We start from the raw sequence: 15,559 nt of genomic DNA, 5'->3' as shown, positions 1-15,559 counted from the left end.
ATGAACGTCGCCAGCGCCTCCTGCGCGGCCGGCGGCATGGCGAGGCCGAGCTTGGAGCGGCGCCACAGCACGTCATCCGGAAAGCGCGCCCATTCTTTTATCATGAGATAGCGCAGCTCGGCTTCGGTCAGCTCCGGTCCAAAACTTTGACCGAGATCGTTGCGTGTCTTGGCGTGACCGAGCACCTCAGTCAGGCGCGAGCCATAGGCGCCGACCAGCCGTTGTGCCTCAGGCTCGCCCAGGAAGCGCCAGCGTTCGCGAGCGGCGTCGACCTCGGTATCGAAATGATCCCAGGCGAAATCGCCGCCGGGCAACGGCGCGGTGGCCGTCCAGCGCCGGCCCATGGGCAAAGACCGCGCCAGCCGGGACACCGCCCGCTCGGCGCGACGCCGCACTGTCGTGACGTCGCCGCCGAACATCGTCAGCAGCGGCGCCTTGCTACGGCGTACGCTGAAGCGCATGACGCCGGCCATCGCCGCGGCATCGCCACCGCGCGAAAACATCATGTTGGCACCGGAGATGATCCTGACGACATCGACCGGCTGGATCTGCTGGCGGAGATAGCGGTTGGCGGCAGTGCAGAGATAGGCGATATCAGCCGCGGGCGCGGTCACCACGGCGGGATCGCCCGTGAAGGGGTGCGTGACCGAGCCGATCAAGGTGAACACGCACATGTAGGGACTGGCGAAGATCAGCCGGCCGTCGCTGTTCTGGAACACATAGACCGCATCCACATCGAACAGGCGGGGCACCACGATCTGGCTCACGCGCCGAGCCGTGATCCGCGGCTGCGGCTGGCGCAGCACGGTCTCGGCAGTCGAGGTGCTCCAGGCGCCGGTCGTGTTGGCCAGAGCACGGGCTGTCAGGACACGGCGGTGGCCGCGATCGATCACCGCCAGCCGCCAGTTGCGCTCGCGATCGGCGCGGACGCAGCGCGCGCCGGTGCGAATCTCGGCTCCGCGCTCGGCCGCGTCCAGCGCGGTGAGCACCACCAGGCGGGAATCGTCGACCAGACAGTCGGAATATTCGAACGCGGTACCGATCGGCCGCTTCAGGGCATCGCCGATCGGATGGTGCGTGACATCCAGCGTGGTCGCCTCCGGCAGCCGACCGCGGCCGGCCAAGCGGTCGTAGAGCCAGAGGCCGGTGCGTAGCCGCAACGGCGGTCGCTCGTTGGGATGGGCGGGAATTACAAACCTGATCGGACGCACCAGATGCGGCGCGATGTCGAGCCAGACGTCGCGCTCGGCAAGCGCGGCACGCACGCGCAGGAAGCCGCGCCGCTCCAGCGCGGCCAGGTCGCCATGCACCAGCCGTGAGGTCGCCGAGGAGGCGGCGCCGCCGAGATCGCCCTGTTCGAGCAGGATGACACGCAAGCCCCGGCCCGCGGCGTCACGCGCCAAGCTCACGCCGTTCAGCCCGCCCCCGATAACCGCAAGATCGTAGTCCGCCATGCACACAGTCGTGGGAATAGAGCGCGCCCGATGCGCGCCACCGCTTATCCCACCTTGCGCACTGACTCCAGGACATTGGCATTACTGCGGCCAACCAGCTTGTCATAGGTCTCGATCGGCATCGGCCTGCCGAGCAGGTAGCCCTGGACCGAATCGCAGCCCTCCTCGGCCAAGAAGCCGAGCTGTTCCAGGGTCTCGACGCCTTCGGCCACGATCGACATGTTCATACCGTGGCCGAGATCGATCACCGCGCGCACGATCGCCGCCGATTGCGGATTGCGGCCGAGATTCATGACGAAGGCGCGATCGATCTTGATCTTGTCGAATGGGAACGCCTGCAAATAGCTCAGCGACGAGTAGCCGCTGCCGAAATCGTCCATCGAGATGCGAACGCCGAGCGCCTTGAGCCGGCGCAGCAGCCCGAGGCCGCGCTCGAAATCCTCGATCAGCACGCCTTCGGTGATCTCGAGCTCGAGCCTGTCGGGGGCAAGCCCGGTTTCCAGCAGGATGGAATGCACGAGACCCACGAGATCGCCGTGCACGAACTGCGCCGGCGACAAATTGACCGCGATCTGCAGCGGTTTCGGCCAGGAGGCTGCCTCGCGGCAGGCCTGGCGCAGGATCCACTCGCCCATTTCGACGATCAGGCCGCTTTCTTCCGCGAGCGGGATGAAATCGCTGGGCGGGACGAAGCCGCGCACCGGATGATGCCAGCGGGCCAGGGCCTCGAAGCCGATGATCTCGCTGGAATCGACCGTGCGGCCGGAGGCGGCCTGCGGCTGGAAGTACAGCGACAGCTCGCCGTTCTTGATCGAAAGCGACAGCTCCTGGTGCAGCACGCGGCGATCGCGGATCTGCTGGTCCATCTCCGGCTGATAGAAGGTGATGCTGCCGCGCGACTTGGCCTTGGCGCGAAACAGCGCGGCGCCGGCATTGGCCAGCAGCGAGGCGCCTTCGGAGCCGTTATGCGGAAACACCGAGATGCCGGTGGTCAGCGCGGTGCGGATCGGCTTGCCGTCGATCTGGAACTCGACGGCAATGGCCGCGGCCAGTTGCTCGGCCAGCGCCTGGCCCGCGTCCGGCTGCTTGCCGTCGATGATCAGGCCGAATTCGTCGCCGGACAATCTCGCCACCACGCCGCCGCGCGCGGCGTCCTGGATCCGATGTGCGACCTCGATCAGGAGCTTGTCTCCGATCGCATGGCCAAAGACGTCGTTGATCTCTTTCAGGCCCTTGAGGTCGACGTTGAGCACGGCAAACTCCTCGCCCGTGCTCTCGCAGGCCTCGATCATCTGGCTCAGCGCCTGCAGGAAGGCAGCGCGGTTCGGCAGATCGGTCAGGCCGTCATGGTAGGCCATGTGAGCCATCCGCGATTCGGTCTGCCGACGGTCGGTGACGTCCTCGTGGGTCTTGATCAGATATTGCGGAGCGCCATCCTCGCCTGCCACGGTCATGCGGCGGGTCAGGAACAATCTCAAGCCGTCCTTGGTCGAGATCGGATGCTCTTCGATCAGCAGCCCGCCCTTCTTGATCGCGGCATCGTCGCGCGCGATGATCAGTTTGGCCTCGCGCGGATTGAAGATGTCGGAGCTGGTGAGACCCGTCACCTCTTCCCGCTTGCGGTTGAGGACGATTTCGGCGCTGCGATTAGCCAGCAGATAGCGGCCGTCCGCCACGCGCTCGACGATCACGGAGACCGGAATGTTGTCGACCACGAGCTCGAGGAATTTCTTGGTGTTCTCGAGTTCGGAGCTCAGCGAGCGACGTTCGGTATCATCCTCGAACAGAGCGATCAGGAATTCGGGCTCGTTGTTCTCATTACGGGCGATCACCCGGTTCGAGGCCAGGATGCGCTTCTCGCCGCGGCGCTCGACCACCAGCTCGCTGCGATAGCTCGCCTCCGAAGCAGCCAGCGCCGCCTTGTCGGCCGCTTCGATGTTCTCGGCGGTCGCGGGAGAGAATATCTCCCTGGCACGGCTGCCCACGATGCGATCGCGCGACATCCGCGAGAACGCCTCGAAAGCCCGGTTGGCGAAGATGTAGCGGCCGTCCTGAATGCTCTTGGCGGCCACGCAGACCGGCACGTGGTCCAGCACCGATTCGAGGAACTGCTTGGTCTGATCGAGCTGCCGCCCCAGCTTGCGCTGCTCGGTGCAATCCTCGTGGACGCCGACCATGCCGCCGTTCGGTAAGTCGAACAGCTTGGCAAGCACCAAGCGCCCGTCCGGCAGCTCGGTGACATAACCTTCCGGCTCCCGGGCGCGCTTTGCATACTCCTCGATCGACACCGCGAGCTTGCCGCGCTGGCGCCGAAGCGCGATCAGGTCGCGGCCGGTACAGCCGCGCGGCATCTCTGCACGCGACAGGCCGTAGATATCCAGGAAGCGGTCATTGCAAAACACGACGCGGTTGTCGCGGTCGGTCATGATCACGCCCTGGCTGAGATTGTTCAGGGCGGAGCTGATGAAGACGTTGCGACGCAGCTGCGCATTCCGCATGCCGCGCAATGCCGAATGGATCCAGATCGCAATCGAAGCGAGAAAGGCGCAGACGACGATGGCGGCGATCGCGGCTTCCCACACCAAGTTCGGAGCGATATCGGCGAGATGGCGCGATGCCGGAAAATCCTGCGGCAGCGCCCAGGCAGGCGCGATCGGCGTCGCGACCGCTGCCAAGCCTGCAATGGCCCGCGCAGGAATGTCGTTCTTGGCACCTGCTCGCCAAATCGTCCCAGCCATCAATCACCCGCGGATTTCAGCACGGGACTGTCTGGCCTCACGGGTTTGGATCGGGTAAACGCGCTTGATGAGCGCCGGTTAAAAAGGCGCGGCTACTACGCAATTGGCCTGTCATGATGAATGCCTCATTAACAACGCGATTATGCCCAACACCAATGGTTGCATTGTTTGCCAGCATGCTCCTTCCGGCTGCAGTCGAAATCGGCGGCGGGATCCGGCATGGATAAGGTCGATTGTGTCGTAGTCGGCGCCGGCGTGATCGGCCTCGCTATTGCCAGGCGCCTGGCAATGGCCGGCCGCGAAGTGATCGTGCTGGAGGCGGCCGAGGGCATCGGCACCGTCACCTCGTCGCGCAATAGCGAGGTGATCCATGCCGGCATCTACTACAAGGCCGGCAGCCTGATGGCGCGGATGTGCGTCAGCGGCAAGCATGCGCTCTATCGCTATTGCGACGAGCACGGCATTCCCTATCGCAATTGCGGCAAGCTGATCGTCGCGACGACGGCGAACGAGACCGAGAAGCTCGACGGCATCCGCGCACATGCGCTGGCCAATGGCGTCGAGGGCATGGAGCTGTTGTCCGGCGAGGCCGCGCGTGCGATGGAGCCGCAGCTCACCTGCGAGGCTGCGCTGCTGTCGCGCTCGACCGGCATTATCGACAGCCACGCCTACATGCTGTCGCTGCGCGGCGACGCGGAAGCGGCCGGCGCGGCCTTCGCCTTCCACACGCCGATCGAGCGCGCCATCGCCGGCGCTGATCACATCGAGGTCGACGCCGGCGGCGCGCAGCCGATGACGCTGGCCTGCCGCCTGCTCGTCAATGCCGCTGGCTTAAGCGCGACTGCAGTCGCACGGCTGATCGAAGGCATGCCGCTGCAACTCATTCCACCGGCCTACCTCGCCAAAGGCAACTACTTCAGCTGCAGCGCGCGAGCCCCGTTCACGCATCTCATCTATCCGGTGCCGGAGCCCGGCGGCCTCGGCGTCCATCTGACGCTCGACATGGCGGGCCAGGCTCGCTTCGGTCCTGACGTGGAATGGGTCGACCACATCGACTACGCCGTCGATCCCGCGCGCGCCGAGCGATTCTATCCCGCGATCCGCAGATACTGGCCGACGCTGCCCGATGGTGCGCTGATGCCGAGCTATTCCGGCATGCGGCCGAAGATCGTCCCGCCCGCAGTGGCTTCGCAGGATTTCCTGATCCAGGGCCCGCACGACCATGGCGTCGCGGGATTGATCAACTTGTTCGGAATCGAATCGCCGGGATTGACGTCATCGCTGGCGATTGCCGACTACGTCGGCGAACTCGCGGGCGTATGATGCACGCCAGGACAGGCGCTCGGGAAACCAAGCGCGTGTGACATCAGGATCTTTTGCTGCTGAAAATCGGCCGTTGCTTGGGAAAGCCCTCGCCGGGCGAGGATTGTCCATTCAGAGAGATGCTATCTGCATCATCTGCACCTGAGATGGGCCTGTGCGCCCATCTCAGAGCAGAGGGAGCTACGCTGCTGGGTCAGTGAACCGTTTCGTCGGTACCAATCCTCAAGCGCTCGATCTCGTCCTTTACCATCAATTTTCGTCGCTTTAATTCGGCGATCCGCAGATCATCTGTTGATGGGTGCAGGAGCGCTTCGTGTAGTTCGGTCTCCAGAACTCTGTGCTTGCGCTCCAATTCAACGAGATGCGCCTGTATTGCCATTCGCGACCTCCTTGGTAGGTTTCCGCCTCAGATTCGTTGAGGCTATGAAGTGTACACCAGTCTCTTGTCATGTCGATGGGGCCTAAACACCGCAGCGTCAAATTTGAGCACCCATGTGTAACGAAGCGTGAGCACCCGGATCACGAATGCCTCTTGGTTTCCTAACCTGAAATTCATGGGATAGGCCGGACGTTCCGACCGTCCACGGGTTGCATGACACAGCGCGTGAGGCGATATTTGGACCGCCCTCTTGCAACCGTTCCCCCTCCTCCCGCTTTTTTGCTATCATAGAACATGGCCGATCAAGACGAGCGCGAACTGCAGGCCGAACTTGCACGCCTGCAGCAGGAACACCGTGATCTGGACGCGGCGATTGATGCGTTGCATCAATCTCCGGCACCGGACCTGCTGCGCCTGCAACGCCTGAAAAAGCGCAAATTGCTGCTACGAGACCGCATCGCTTTCATCGAAGACCAGATCACGCCCGACATCATTGCGTGACACGGATCGGTGATCCCCGCCGAACATCCGACAACCAAAAGCGTGTACGCTCCATCTCCAAATCCTATTACTTGTGGCACCCTGCGGTCGAGCACACTGCGACCTGCAGCCGTTCCCACCGTGACTGAACGCCACCTGCCCGGCTCGATCGCCGTTGCAAATTCTTCAATTGACAGTTCGGAACAAATCGGGAACAATCAGGATAACGGCGATCGCCGCACGTGAAACCCATCGATAGTTCTCAAACCGGCAACTCCAGGAAGGTCCCCATGCCCACAGCCTTCTCGACGGACAATGGCATTTACGAGCAGGCCTGCGATCAGGCCATCGCGATGTGCGACGGAAATCTGCGCTCGACCATCAAGGCGCTGATCATGGCCAACGAATATCTGGAAGCCGAGTTGCAGGAACTACGTGCCACGATCGCTTGCGGCTGCATGCCGAATACCTGCGACGCAATCAGCGGCGATGCGGCCTGATCTCCGCATACTGGCACAGTACCCATTCGGAAATTGAAGGGAGAACGAGGAGACGACGTCATGGCCGAGATCACCTACTACGTCGCAATGCCTTTCCTGCGCGATGAAGCCGGCATGCTGATCGCGGGTGATGCCGAGGAATGTCAGAGCTCGACGGCGGCGTTGCGGCGCGCCGAGATGATGTCGCGGCTCGCTGGCAATATCGGCGCGATCGCGTTCAGCCGCAGTGGCGATCCGATGCGGGGAGAATTCTCCGATGCGCGCCTGCTGCGCAGCTTCGGTCAGGTGCCGGAGGATCTCGGCGAACTGTAGGCCGCGCGCTCCGGCTCGGCGATCTGACGTCGCCGCTGGGACTTGCGGACGTACATGGCGCGATCGGCCGCCTCGAGGGCGCTTTGTGCATCCATCGTGAGGTCCAGGATCGCGACGCCGGCAGAGGCGCCAGCCTGCACCCTGGTCTCGCCGAAGCTGAAGCTCAAGGCATCAATCGCCCGTTCAAGCGCGCTGGCTTTGTCGCGCGCGTCGGCTTCGTCCAAGTTCCAGAGCAGGACACCGAACTCGTCGCCGCCGAGCCGGCCGACCACATCGGAGGACCGCACCTGATCGATCAAGGTAGCGGCCACCGCTTTCAGCACCTGATCGCCCGCGGCATGCCCAAAAGCATCGTTGATCGGCTTGAGCCGATCGACATCGAGCAGGATCAGGGCGCCGGCGACGTGATAGCGCCTGATATAGGCGATCGAGCGGTCGAGCTCGCGCGCAAAGCCGCGGCGGTTGAAAATGTCGAGCAGGAAGTCGCGTTCGGCGCTCGCCGTGAGATCCGCGATCCGCCGCCGGGCTTTCGCGAGTTCGCTTTTCAGGCGGCGGATGGTGCGGCCTGCCGGTTCCGGCGACCTCCTTTGCGAACTTCGGAATCGGAGCACCAGCAAGCCCTTGATTCGCGTGCAGCTTGAATTTGGAGTTCCGACGAAACATGCGCGGATAAACCGGTCGAAACTTCAAATTCGGCGCGCCAAGCCTACCTTATACGCTTGCCCGGATTTACCAAGTCGGGATAGTCCATTGCCGTCCCCCTTCCGATCGCTTGCCGCTGCCGGGCCCGATCCTATACTTCGGCCCATGTTTCTGGATTCCCGAGAAGAATTGAGCTTATGACCGCCCCGATCGCCATCATCATGGGAAGCCAGTCCGACTGGGATACCATGCGCCATGCCGCCGAAACACTGGCGGCGCTCGGCGTCGACTGTGAGGCGCGCGTCGTCTCCGCCCACCGTACCCCGGACCGGCTCTATGCGTTTGCCAAGGGCGCCAAGGCTGAAGGCTTCAAGGTCGTCATCGCCGGTGCTGGCGGCGCCGCGCACCTGCCGGGGATGACCGCCGCGCTCACAGAGCTGCCGGTGTTCGGCGTGCCCGTGGAATCCAAGGCGTTGTCGGGCCTCGATTCGCTGTATTCGATCGTGCAGATGCCGGCCGGCGTTCCGGTCGGGACGCTGGCCATCGGGAAGGCTGGCGCCGTGAACGCGGCGCTGCTGGCGGCCAGCGTGCTGGCCCTCAATGACGACGCGCTGGCGAGCCGTCTGGCCGCGTGGCGGCAGCAGCAGACCGCGGCGATCGCCGAGCGCCCGGAGGGCACGAAGTGACCAACCAGCGTGCCGTGAAGCTGAAGCCGGGCGACACCGTCGGCATCCTCGGCGGCGGCCAATTGGGCCGGATGCTGGCGCTCGCCGCCGCACGGCTCGGCCTGCGCAGCCAGGTGTTCTCGCCGGATCCGGAGTCGCCGGCCTTCGACGTCGTGCTGCACGCGACCTGCGCCGAATATGCCGATGTCGAGGCGCTGGAACTGTTCGCCAACGACGTCGACGTCGTGACCTACGAGTTCGAGAACGTCCCCGCGGCCGCCGCCATGGTGCTGGCCGCGCGGCGGCCGGTCTTGCCTGGTCGCAGCGCCCTGGAGACCACCCAGGACCGCCTGACGGAGAAGGATTTCGTCACCTCGCTCGGCATCGGCACGGCGGCCTATGCCGACGTGTCCTCGGTCGCGAGCCTGCGCGAGGCGATCTTGCGAATCGGCCTGCCGGCCGTGCTGAAGACCCGGCGGTTCGGCTATGACGGCAAGGGACAGGTGATCATCCGCAAGGCGGACGATCTCGAGCGGGTGTGGGCTGAGCTCGGCACCAAGGCCGCGATCCTGGAGGCGTTCGTGCCGTTCGAGCGCGAGATCTCGGTGGTGGCTGCACGCAGCGCGGACGGTCAGGTCGAATGCTTCGACGTCACCGAGAACGAGCACAGCAACCACATCCTGAAGATCTCGCGGGCGCCTGCGGCGATTCCCGATGAGCTCGCCGAAAAGGCCCGCGCCATCGCGGCCCGGATCGCCACCGCCCTCGATTATGTCGGCGTGCTAGCGGTCGAGATGTTCGTGGTCCAAGGCGCTGATGGTCCGACCGTGCTGGTCAACGAAACCGCGCCCCGCGTGCACAATTCCGGGCACTGGACCTTGGACGGCGCCTCGATCTCGCAGTTCGAGCAGCATATAAGGGCGATCGCGGGATGGCCGCTCGGCAAGCCGGTCCGCCACGGCCATGTGACGATGACCAACCTGATCGGTGACGAGATCAACGATTACGAGCGCTGGTTGACGGTTCCTGGTGCCACCGTCCATCTTTACGGCAAGGGCGCCCCCCGCCCTGGCCGGAAGATGGGACATGTGACCGAAGTCGCTCCCCTGCCCCCGAAATCCAGCTGAGAATGCAAAAAGCCCGTTTGCCGGGCTTAAACTTCTCGTCAACACTCTGTCGGCGGGTGGACATGCCGGGCTTTGTCTGATACATCCGCGCGCTCAAGGCCGAGGGCGCGGCCTTTTCCGCCAGCCCCTTGCTTTACCCGATTCACAAACCGATCTCCTGAGAAGAGGATGCCGCGTGCAGGTTCTCGTTCGCGATAACAATGTCGATCAAGCCCTCAAGGCGCTGAAGAAGAAGATGCAGCGCGAGGGCATTTTCCGCGAGATGAAGCTCCGCGGCCATTACGAGAAGCCCTCCGAGAAGAAAGCCCGTGAGAAGGCGGAAGCCGTCCGCCGCGCCCGCAAGCTCGCGCGCAAGAAGCTGCAGCGCGAAGGTCTGTTGCCGATGAAGCCGAAGCCGGTGTTCGGCGCAGGCCCGGGCGGTGATCGCGGCGCTGGCCGCGGACCGGGCGCAGGTGCAGGTCCGCGCGGACCGCGCTGAACCAGCCGATCAATTTCCTGATCAGATGAAGCGCGGGCCCCTGGTCCGCGCTTTTATTTTACCGTTCTATCTTGCCCTTTGCAGGAGCCCGCTGGAATAGGCGCCGGCTTCCGATCGAAACTGGCGACACCGAATTCCGCAGAGATCACCGGTCGCCGTGCCGAAACGCAAACGGCAGCGCATGGGCGCTGCCGTTTGTCGGATCCAAGCAGATTGGATGAAGCCGGTTATTTCGGCAGGACGGAGTGGAACACCGACTTCGCCGCCGAGACCATGTCATCAGCCACGTTCGACATCTGGTCCTTCAGCGACGGATCGCGATCGGCCCGTAGGTCGAGCGGACGCGCCGGCGGCGGTGCCGGGATTTCGGCCGGCGGCGTCAGGCGGCCATCGACCTGAATCGAGCCGGTGTAGGACGGCGTTCCAGCCGCATAGGGCGCACCATCAACCGGGGTCGAGACGCTGATCGGAGGTGGCAACGGGCGAACTGGAGAGACCGGCGGCGCGGCCATGACCACACGGGGCGCATCCCCGGTCGGGCGCGCCGTATCTGAGGAATGCGCGCCTTCGCTGGCACGCAGCCGCTCGATCGCCGCACGCGCCAGATCGGCCGCGTCACGACGCTCTTCCTGCGCTGCCGGCGTCTCGGCGGAGCGAGCCGCGGGCTTCGACGTCACGCCATGCGACCTCTCGGGGGGCAGGCTCGCGGTTTCAGTCGGCTTGGTTTCCGACTTGGTTGTTTCCGATTTCGATTCCTTGGCTTCGCTGGGCTTCTCGACCGCAGCCTTGTCGGTCACCGACTTCTCAGCGATTCCTTTGGCCTTGATGCCCGCGCCCGGAATATTGGAGATCTCGGCGGAGGTTTCAGCCGGCTTGGCATCCGCCTTCGCGCCGTCGAGCTTGGCAGCGTCGGCAGCAGCCGGCGCCATTACGGCGACCGCCGGCGTTGCGGGCCTGCCGTTGATGTAGTGGTTGACGATGTAGGCCCCGAGGATGGTGGCAACCACCGACGGGACGATCTCCATGGCGAGCTTAGTGACGTATTTCAGCATCCGGACCACTCCCCGCACGGTATTTGCGGGAACTTTGAGGCACAATTAGGGACCACGACCACTCACCCGAAAGTCTTTGAGGCTTTCAAGATACGCACGGAACTCAGGCACAAAAGCAGCCGTTCGAGGTGACGAACTGACCTTCGCACAGAAGCGCTGATACGACGACTCGGGAGCTACGGAAGCAGCTAACATTTACCACAAATCAGCGACATTTCGGTAAACAAAAGCTTTACGATTTCAGCTCGACCTCAAGGAACACGATCTCCGTCGACGTTTCGTTCAGGACATCGTGTTCCACGCCGGCTTTGCGGAAATAGGATTTCCCGATCGAAAGCTTGGCCTTGGATCGTTCCCCGTTAGGAGCAACGATCGTCATCTCGCTGTCGGTGACGGGAACGATCACATAATCCATCTCGTGGATGTGATGTCCGGTCGCGCTGCCAGGAACCAGTCGCCACTCGGTCACCCTGACTTCAGGGGTATCGATCTGGACCTCGGATTTGGCGCTAAGCATCGTCATTCTCTCCGTCTCGTTACGGTATGAACAGCATGAACAGGAATACGGCGAACACGACCATGTGGACCAGCCCGAACAGGACGTTGGTCCTGCCCGCGCCGAACGTCAGCATGCTCAAGGCGAATGTCAGGAACAGCAGCACCAAGCTCTGCGGGGGAGCCAGCACCAGCCGCTTGTCCAACGCGTAGGCGGCGGCGACCGCCGGGACGAAGCCGAGCGGGGCGGCGGAATAGACCGGGCCGGCCGTGGTCCGCGTGTAATCCGGCATCACCAGCGTGATCGTCGCCAGCACGAACAGCACGCCGAGATAGACGTTGGCGCCAAGCACCTGGGACGTCCTGCTCGCGGTACCGAAGCCCGCCGATCAGGATGCAGATGCCGACCAGGCCGTTGCAGACGATCATCACCACCGCGAACACGGTGTCGCGGGCCAGCGCGGGCGCCGCGGTATCGCCGAGCGTGATGGTCGCAATCAGCGCGACCTCGATGATGGTCACCGCCAGCGTCAGCAGCAAGGTGCCAAAGGGCTCGCCGATCGCATGGGCAATCACTTCGGCATGGTGGACGGCCGCAAATACCGAGCCGAACAGGATGACGAGCAGCACCGCCGCGAACACGAGCCCCGGCGCTGACAGCGCGAAGCCGTAGCCTGTCGCGGTGACGCCGGCGAACAGGATCGCCAGCGGCAGGAAGATCCAGGCCGATCTCGGCATCGTGCTCTGCGCGCTCATTCGCTCCGCCCGAACGGGACTGATCGCCCATTATGGAGCAAAGCGAAATCCCCGCTAGCCTGTTGCCGGGGCCATCTGACATTTGCCTGGTTTTGTCCGAGAGATGATAATGGATGAAAGGATCTCTGAGGCCGCGGCCCGCGCCTTTCATGCCGGCATGGCCCGGATTAGTCGCCCGAAAGCATATCTGCTGTTAATGCCCCGGTGCGGTGGCTGATCTCGGCGGCGATCTCTTCGACCGAGCCGATGAAGTCGATCGGACCATCATAGTTGGTCGCGTTGCTCGGCATTCCCTCGGCGGCCATCCCCCTGGACCCCACAACCATCGTAACGCCGCCGGCGAAATGGATGGCGGCAAGGCCGCGTGAACCATCGGAGAGAGATCCTCGCAGCACCACGCCAATCGATCGTGTTCGCGCATGCGCAGCGACTGACATGAACAGCAGATCAACAGTTTTGTTGCGGTACTTGTTATTCGCTCCCTCGACCAGACATACACGGCTCCGCTCCGCCAATGATAGGTGGGCGGCCGGCTCGCCGATGTAGCACCTGCCGATCCGGAACACTTGGTCCTCTTCCGGAATCAGCACCGGCAAGGCCGATCGGCGCGCGAGCACCTGACGCAGATGACTGATCCGATTGCTGGGGCGGTGCAGAACGGCCAGCACGACGGCAGGAAGGCTGGAAGGGAAGCACGCGAGCAGGCGGCAGAGATCATGCAGGCCCTCGCTTCCGGAAGCGCCGATGGCCACGAAGCAAGGGTCTCGATCGTAAGACGGGTGAAGGCGCATTTGGAGGTCGCCGCATGAAGCCGGCCTAACCTACAGCCATTTGCAACGCGACGTTTTGATGTTTGTCAACGTGGTTTGGGATCATCGAGCCGAGGCGCGTTGATGAAGCGAAGCGCAACCGCTGCGGCACCAAACCGATCGAGGTCGTTGTGACCGCCGCCGGCGAAGCGGACGAATTGCTTCGGCTCGTGGGCCAGCGCAAACAGCCGCTCACCGAATGCGATTGGAATCGCCGGATCGTTCTCGCCATGCATGATCAAAAGCGGCACGTTGACCTCTGCGATGCGCCGGTCGGAGTGGAATTGATCTGACATCAGCAGGCTGACCGGCACGATCGGAAAGCGAAATGCGGCGATATCGACGATCGACGTATAGGGCGCTTCCAGGATCAGCTTGCCGATGGGATGTCCGGCGGCGACCGCGGTGGCAACGCCAGTGCCGAGCGAAAAGCCCCAGGCAACGATCCGGTCGGCTTGATAGCGTTGCGCGGCGAAGGCATAGGCAGCGTCGGCATCAAGCAGCAGGCCGCGCTCGCTCGGGCTGCCGCTCGAGCCGGCATAGCCGCGATAGGACAACGCGACCAGGCCGGTGCCATCAGCGGTCTGCGCCTTGAAGCGGCCGGCCACGCCGGCCAGAAAATCACCGTTGCCGGGAAAGTACAGGACAACCTTATGTCCGGGCTTGGCCGGCACGTGCCAGACGATGACCTTCTCGCCATCGGCGCTGGTCAGCACATGCTCCTCGGCTTCCGGCAGGCCCGCGGCATCGGGCGCGGTACGCCCGACCGGTGGGATCGGAAACAGGAACGCCCGCTGCTTGATGAACAGCACCGCGAGGCCTGCGCAATACAGTCCCGCCACGATGATCAGGAGCCATTTCAGGATCGGCATGGCCCGGATCGGTGCGTCGCTACATCGCCTTGACGATGTTCTCGGTCATCTTCTTGGCGTCGCCGAGCAGCATCATGGTGTTGTCGCGATAGAACAGCGGATTATCGATGCCGGCATAGCCCGACGCCAGCGACCGCTTGATGAACATCACGGTGCCGGCCTTCCAGACCTGCAGCACCGGCATGCCGTAGATCGGCGAGGACTTGTCCTCTTCGGCGGCTGGGTTGGTGACGTCATTGGCGCCGATCACGAAGGCTACGTCGGCCTGCGCGAATTCGGAGTTGATGTCCTCGAGCTCGAACACCTCGTCATAGGGCACGTTGGCTTCGGCCAGCAGCACGTTCATGTGGCCCGGCATGCGGCCCGCGACCGGATGAATGGCGTACTTCACCTCGACGCCTTCCTTCTTCAGGGTGTCGGCCATCTCGCGCAGCGCATGCTGGGCCTGCGCCACCGCCATGCCGTAACCGGGCACGATGATGACCTTCTGCGCGTTCTTCATGATGAAGGCCGCATCGTCGGCCGAGCCGAGCTTGGCCGGCTTCTGCTCGCCACCGCCGCCACCGGCAGCAGCGGTCTCGCCGCCGAAGCCGCCGAGGATCACCGAGATGAAGGAGCGGTTCATCGCGTGGCACATGATGTAGGACAGGATCGCGCCGGATGAGCCGACCAGCGCGCCGGTGATGATCAGCGCGGAATTGCCCAGCGTGAAGCCGATGCCGGCGGCGGCCCAGCCGGAATAGGAGTTCAGCATCGAGATCACGACCGGCATGTCGGCGCCGCCGATCGGAATGATCAGGAGCGCACCCAGCGCCAACGCGATCAGCACGATCAGCCAGAAGTCGACCGCGCTGCCGGACATCACGAGGCCGACGATGAACACGACCAGCGCCAACCCAAGCAGGATGTTGATGAGATGCCGCGCCGGCAGGATGATCGGCGCGCCGCTCATCCGTCCGGACAGTTTTGCGAATGCGATCACCGAGCCGGGAAACGTCAGCGCGCCGATCGCGACGCCGAGCGACATTTCGACCAGGCTTTGCGGATGGATGTTGCCGGGCGTGCCGATGTCGAACGCCTCGGGCGCATAGAACGCGCCGGCCGCCACCAGCACCGCGGCCATGCCGACCAGCGAGTGGAACGCCGCCACCAGTTCCGGCATCGAGGTCATCGGCACCCGGCGCGCGATCACAGCACCAATGCCGCCGCCGATCGCCACGCCGAGGATCACCAGCATCCAGGCGACGCCGTCGGCCGGCGGATGCGCCGCCAGCGTGGTCGCCACCGCGATCGCCATGCCGATCATGCCGAAGAAATTGCCCTGTCGGCTCGAGGCCGGGCTCGACAATCCGCGCAGCGCCAGGATGAACAGGACGCCGGCAACGAGATAGAACACGGCTGCTAGATTGGCGTTCATCTCAGGCCCCCATTTGCTTCGTCACCACGAGGTGCACGCCGCTTAATCGTCATCTTACTC

Annotated in this window: 17 protein-coding genes and 1 pseudogene; 7 read left to right on the top strand and 11 right to left on the bottom strand. The window is 63.9% G+C overall.

From position 1 onward, the window contains the following. The 3 genes from WA702_RS21045 to WA702_RS21035 form a co-directional block, all read right to left on the bottom strand. A partial coding sequence (locus tag WA702_RS21045) for a glycerol-3-phosphate dehydrogenase (RefSeq protein ID WP_425112476.1) occupies nt 1–1,454 on the bottom strand: 1,454 nt, incomplete at its 3' end. 44 nt (nt 1,455–1,498) lie between these two features. Further along, nucleotides 1,499–4,192, bottom strand: a complete 2,694-nt coding sequence (locus WA702_RS21040; RefSeq protein WP_425112475.1) for a sensor domain-containing protein — start codon at nt 4,190–4,192, stop codon at nt 1,499–1,501. Nucleotides 4,193–4,229: 37 nt separating this feature from the next. After that, nucleotides 4,230–4,370 (bottom strand): hypothetical protein, encoded by a 141-nt coding sequence (locus WA702_RS21035; protein ID WP_425112474.1) that lies wholly within the window; start codon nt 4,368–4,370, stop codon nt 4,230–4,232. Between the two features lie 41 nt (nt 4,371–4,411). Between WA702_RS21035 and WA702_RS21030 the strand changes: the two genes are divergently transcribed. After that, nucleotides 4,412–5,515 carry an NAD(P)/FAD-dependent oxidoreductase gene (locus WA702_RS21030; RefSeq protein WP_425112473.1) on the top strand — a complete coding sequence of 368 codons (1,104 nt, stop codon included), beginning with the start codon at nt 4,412–4,414 and terminating at the stop codon, nt 5,513–5,515. 193 nt (nt 5,516–5,708) lie between these two features. On the opposite strand, the gene WA702_RS21025 is transcribed toward WA702_RS21030, so the two are convergent. Beyond that, the gene (locus tag WA702_RS21025; protein ID WP_425112472.1) at nt 5,709–5,894 is read right to left on the bottom strand and encodes a YdcH family protein; all 186 of its coding nucleotides are present in this window, start codon (nt 5,892–5,894) and stop codon (nt 5,709–5,711) included. Nucleotides 5,895–6,188: 294 nt separating this feature from the next. Between WA702_RS21025 and WA702_RS21020 the strand changes: the two genes are divergently transcribed. From WA702_RS21020 to WA702_RS21010, 3 genes are all read left to right on the top strand, one after another. Then, on the top strand, nt 6,189–6,395 hold the full coding sequence (locus WA702_RS21020) for a YdcH family protein (RefSeq protein WP_009028242.1): 207 nt from the start codon (nt 6,189–6,191) through the stop codon (nt 6,393–6,395). 269 nt (nt 6,396–6,664) lie between these two features. Then, the gene (locus WA702_RS21015) at nt 6,665–6,874 is read left to right on the top strand and encodes a hypothetical protein (RefSeq protein ID WP_425112471.1); all 210 of its coding nucleotides are present in this window, start codon (nt 6,665–6,667) and stop codon (nt 6,872–6,874) included. 60 nt (nt 6,875–6,934) lie between these two features. Beyond that, entirely contained in the window at nt 6,935–7,186 is a 252-nt protein-coding gene (locus tag WA702_RS21010) for a hypothetical protein (protein ID WP_425112470.1), read from the top strand. Here WA702_RS21010 and WA702_RS21005 read toward each other — a convergent pair. After that, nucleotides 7,156–7,803, bottom strand: a complete 648-nt coding sequence (locus WA702_RS21005) for a GGDEF domain-containing protein (protein ID WP_425112469.1) — start codon at nt 7,801–7,803, stop codon at nt 7,156–7,158. The genes WA702_RS21010 and WA702_RS21005 overlap by 31 nt on opposite strands. A 222-nt stretch (nt 7,804–8,025) precedes the next feature. Between WA702_RS21005 and purE the strand changes: the two genes are divergently transcribed. The 3 genes from purE to rpsU all read left to right on the top strand — a co-directional run bounded on the left by purE (nt 8,026) and on the right by rpsU (nt 10,098). Next, the gene (gene purE, locus WA702_RS21000; protein WP_425112468.1) at nt 8,026–8,514 is read left to right on the top strand and encodes a 5-(carboxyamino)imidazole ribonucleotide mutase; all 489 of its coding nucleotides are present in this window, start codon (nt 8,026–8,028) and stop codon (nt 8,512–8,514) included. Beyond that, the gene (locus WA702_RS20995) at nt 8,511–9,620 is read left to right on the top strand and encodes a 5-(carboxyamino)imidazole ribonucleotide synthase (RefSeq protein ID WP_425112467.1); all 1,110 of its coding nucleotides are present in this window, start codon (nt 8,511–8,513) and stop codon (nt 9,618–9,620) included. Before purE ends, WA702_RS20995 begins: the two co-directional genes overlap by 4 nt. A gap of 175 nt (nt 9,621–9,795) precedes the next feature. Beyond that, complete coding sequence (gene rpsU, locus WA702_RS20990; RefSeq protein WP_425112466.1) at nt 9,796–10,098, top strand: 30S ribosomal protein S21; 303 nt, start codon at nt 9,796–9,798, stop codon at nt 10,096–10,098. 227 nt (nt 10,099–10,325) lie between these two features. Here the strand turns inward: rpsU and WA702_RS20985 are convergent, their stop codons facing one another. From WA702_RS20985 to WA702_RS20960, 6 genes and pseudogenes are all read right to left on the bottom strand, one after another. Further along, nucleotides 10,326–11,150, bottom strand: coding sequence for a hypothetical protein (locus WA702_RS20985; protein WP_425112465.1), 825 nt, complete (start codon nt 11,148–11,150; stop codon nt 10,326–10,328). A 232-nt stretch (nt 11,151–11,382) separates the two neighbouring features. Continuing rightward, entirely contained in the window at nt 11,383–11,667 is a 285-nt protein-coding gene (locus tag WA702_RS20980) for a cupin domain-containing protein (RefSeq protein ID WP_425112477.1), read from the bottom strand. Between the two features lie 19 nt (nt 11,668–11,686). Continuing rightward, nucleotides 11,687–12,401, bottom strand: a pseudogene (locus tag WA702_RS20975) (hypothetical protein). A gap of 167 nt (nt 12,402–12,568) precedes the next feature. After that, nucleotides 12,569–13,153, bottom strand: coding sequence for a chemotaxis protein CheB (locus WA702_RS20970; RefSeq protein ID WP_425112464.1), 585 nt, complete (start codon nt 13,151–13,153; stop codon nt 12,569–12,571). Nucleotides 13,154–13,257: 104 nt separating this feature from the next. After that, the gene (locus tag WA702_RS20965) at nt 13,258–14,082 is read right to left on the bottom strand and encodes an alpha/beta hydrolase (RefSeq protein ID WP_425112463.1); all 825 of its coding nucleotides are present in this window, start codon (nt 14,080–14,082) and stop codon (nt 13,258–13,260) included. Between the two features lie 19 nt (nt 14,083–14,101). Further along, entirely contained in the window at nt 14,102–15,499 is a 1,398-nt protein-coding gene (locus tag WA702_RS20960) for an NAD(P)(+) transhydrogenase (Re/Si-specific) subunit beta (protein ID WP_425112462.1), read from the bottom strand. Nucleotides 15,500–15,559 lie beyond the last annotated feature (60 nt).

The organism is Bradyrhizobium sp. (assembly GCF_049798375.1).
In the GTDB taxonomy this organism is placed as follows: domain Bacteria; phylum Pseudomonadota; class Alphaproteobacteria; order Rhizobiales; family Xanthobacteraceae; genus Bradyrhizobium.
This window is presented reverse-complemented; position numbering and strand designations above follow the sequence as displayed.

Bases quoted from the DNA above. Each gene is read 5' to 3' on its own strand.
- WA702_RS21035 (WP_425112474.1), bottom strand. From the start codon at position 4,370: ATGCTGGCAAACAATGCAACCATTGGTGTTGGGCATAATCGCGTTGTT.
- WA702_RS21030 (WP_425112473.1), top strand. From the start codon at position 4,412: ATGGATAAGGTCGATTGTGTCGTAGTCGGCGCCGGCGTGATCGGCCTC.
- WA702_RS21040 (WP_425112475.1), bottom strand. From the start codon at position 4,192: ATGGCTGGGACGATTTGGCGAGCAGGTGCCAAGAACGACATTCCTGCG.
- WA702_RS21025 (WP_425112472.1), bottom strand. From the start codon at position 5,894: ATGGCAATACAGGCGCATCTCGTTGAATTGGAGCGCAAGCACAGAGTT.
- WA702_RS20960 (WP_425112462.1), bottom strand. From the start codon at position 15,499: ATGAACGCCAATCTAGCAGCCGTGTTCTATCTCGTTGCCGGCGTCCTG.
- WA702_RS20980 (WP_425112477.1), bottom strand. From the start codon at position 11,667: ATGCTTAGCGCCAAATCCGAGGTCCAGATCGATACCCCTGAAGTCAGG.
- WA702_RS20965 (WP_425112463.1), bottom strand. From the start codon at position 14,082: ATGCCGATCCTGAAATGGCTCCTGATCATCGTGGCGGGACTGTATTGC.
- WA702_RS20985 (WP_425112465.1), bottom strand. From the start codon at position 11,150: ATGCTGAAATACGTCACTAAGCTCGCCATGGAGATCGTCCCGTCGGTG.
- WA702_RS21020 (WP_009028242.1), top strand. From the start codon at position 6,189: ATGGCCGATCAAGACGAGCGCGAACTGCAGGCCGAACTTGCACGCCTG.
- WA702_RS21010 (WP_425112470.1), top strand. From the start codon at position 6,935: ATGGCCGAGATCACCTACTACGTCGCAATGCCTTTCCTGCGCGATGAA.
- purE (WP_425112468.1), top strand. From the start codon at position 8,026: ATGACCGCCCCGATCGCCATCATCATGGGAAGCCAGTCCGACTGGGAT.
- WA702_RS21015 (WP_425112471.1), top strand. From the start codon at position 6,665: ATGCCCACAGCCTTCTCGACGGACAATGGCATTTACGAGCAGGCCTGC.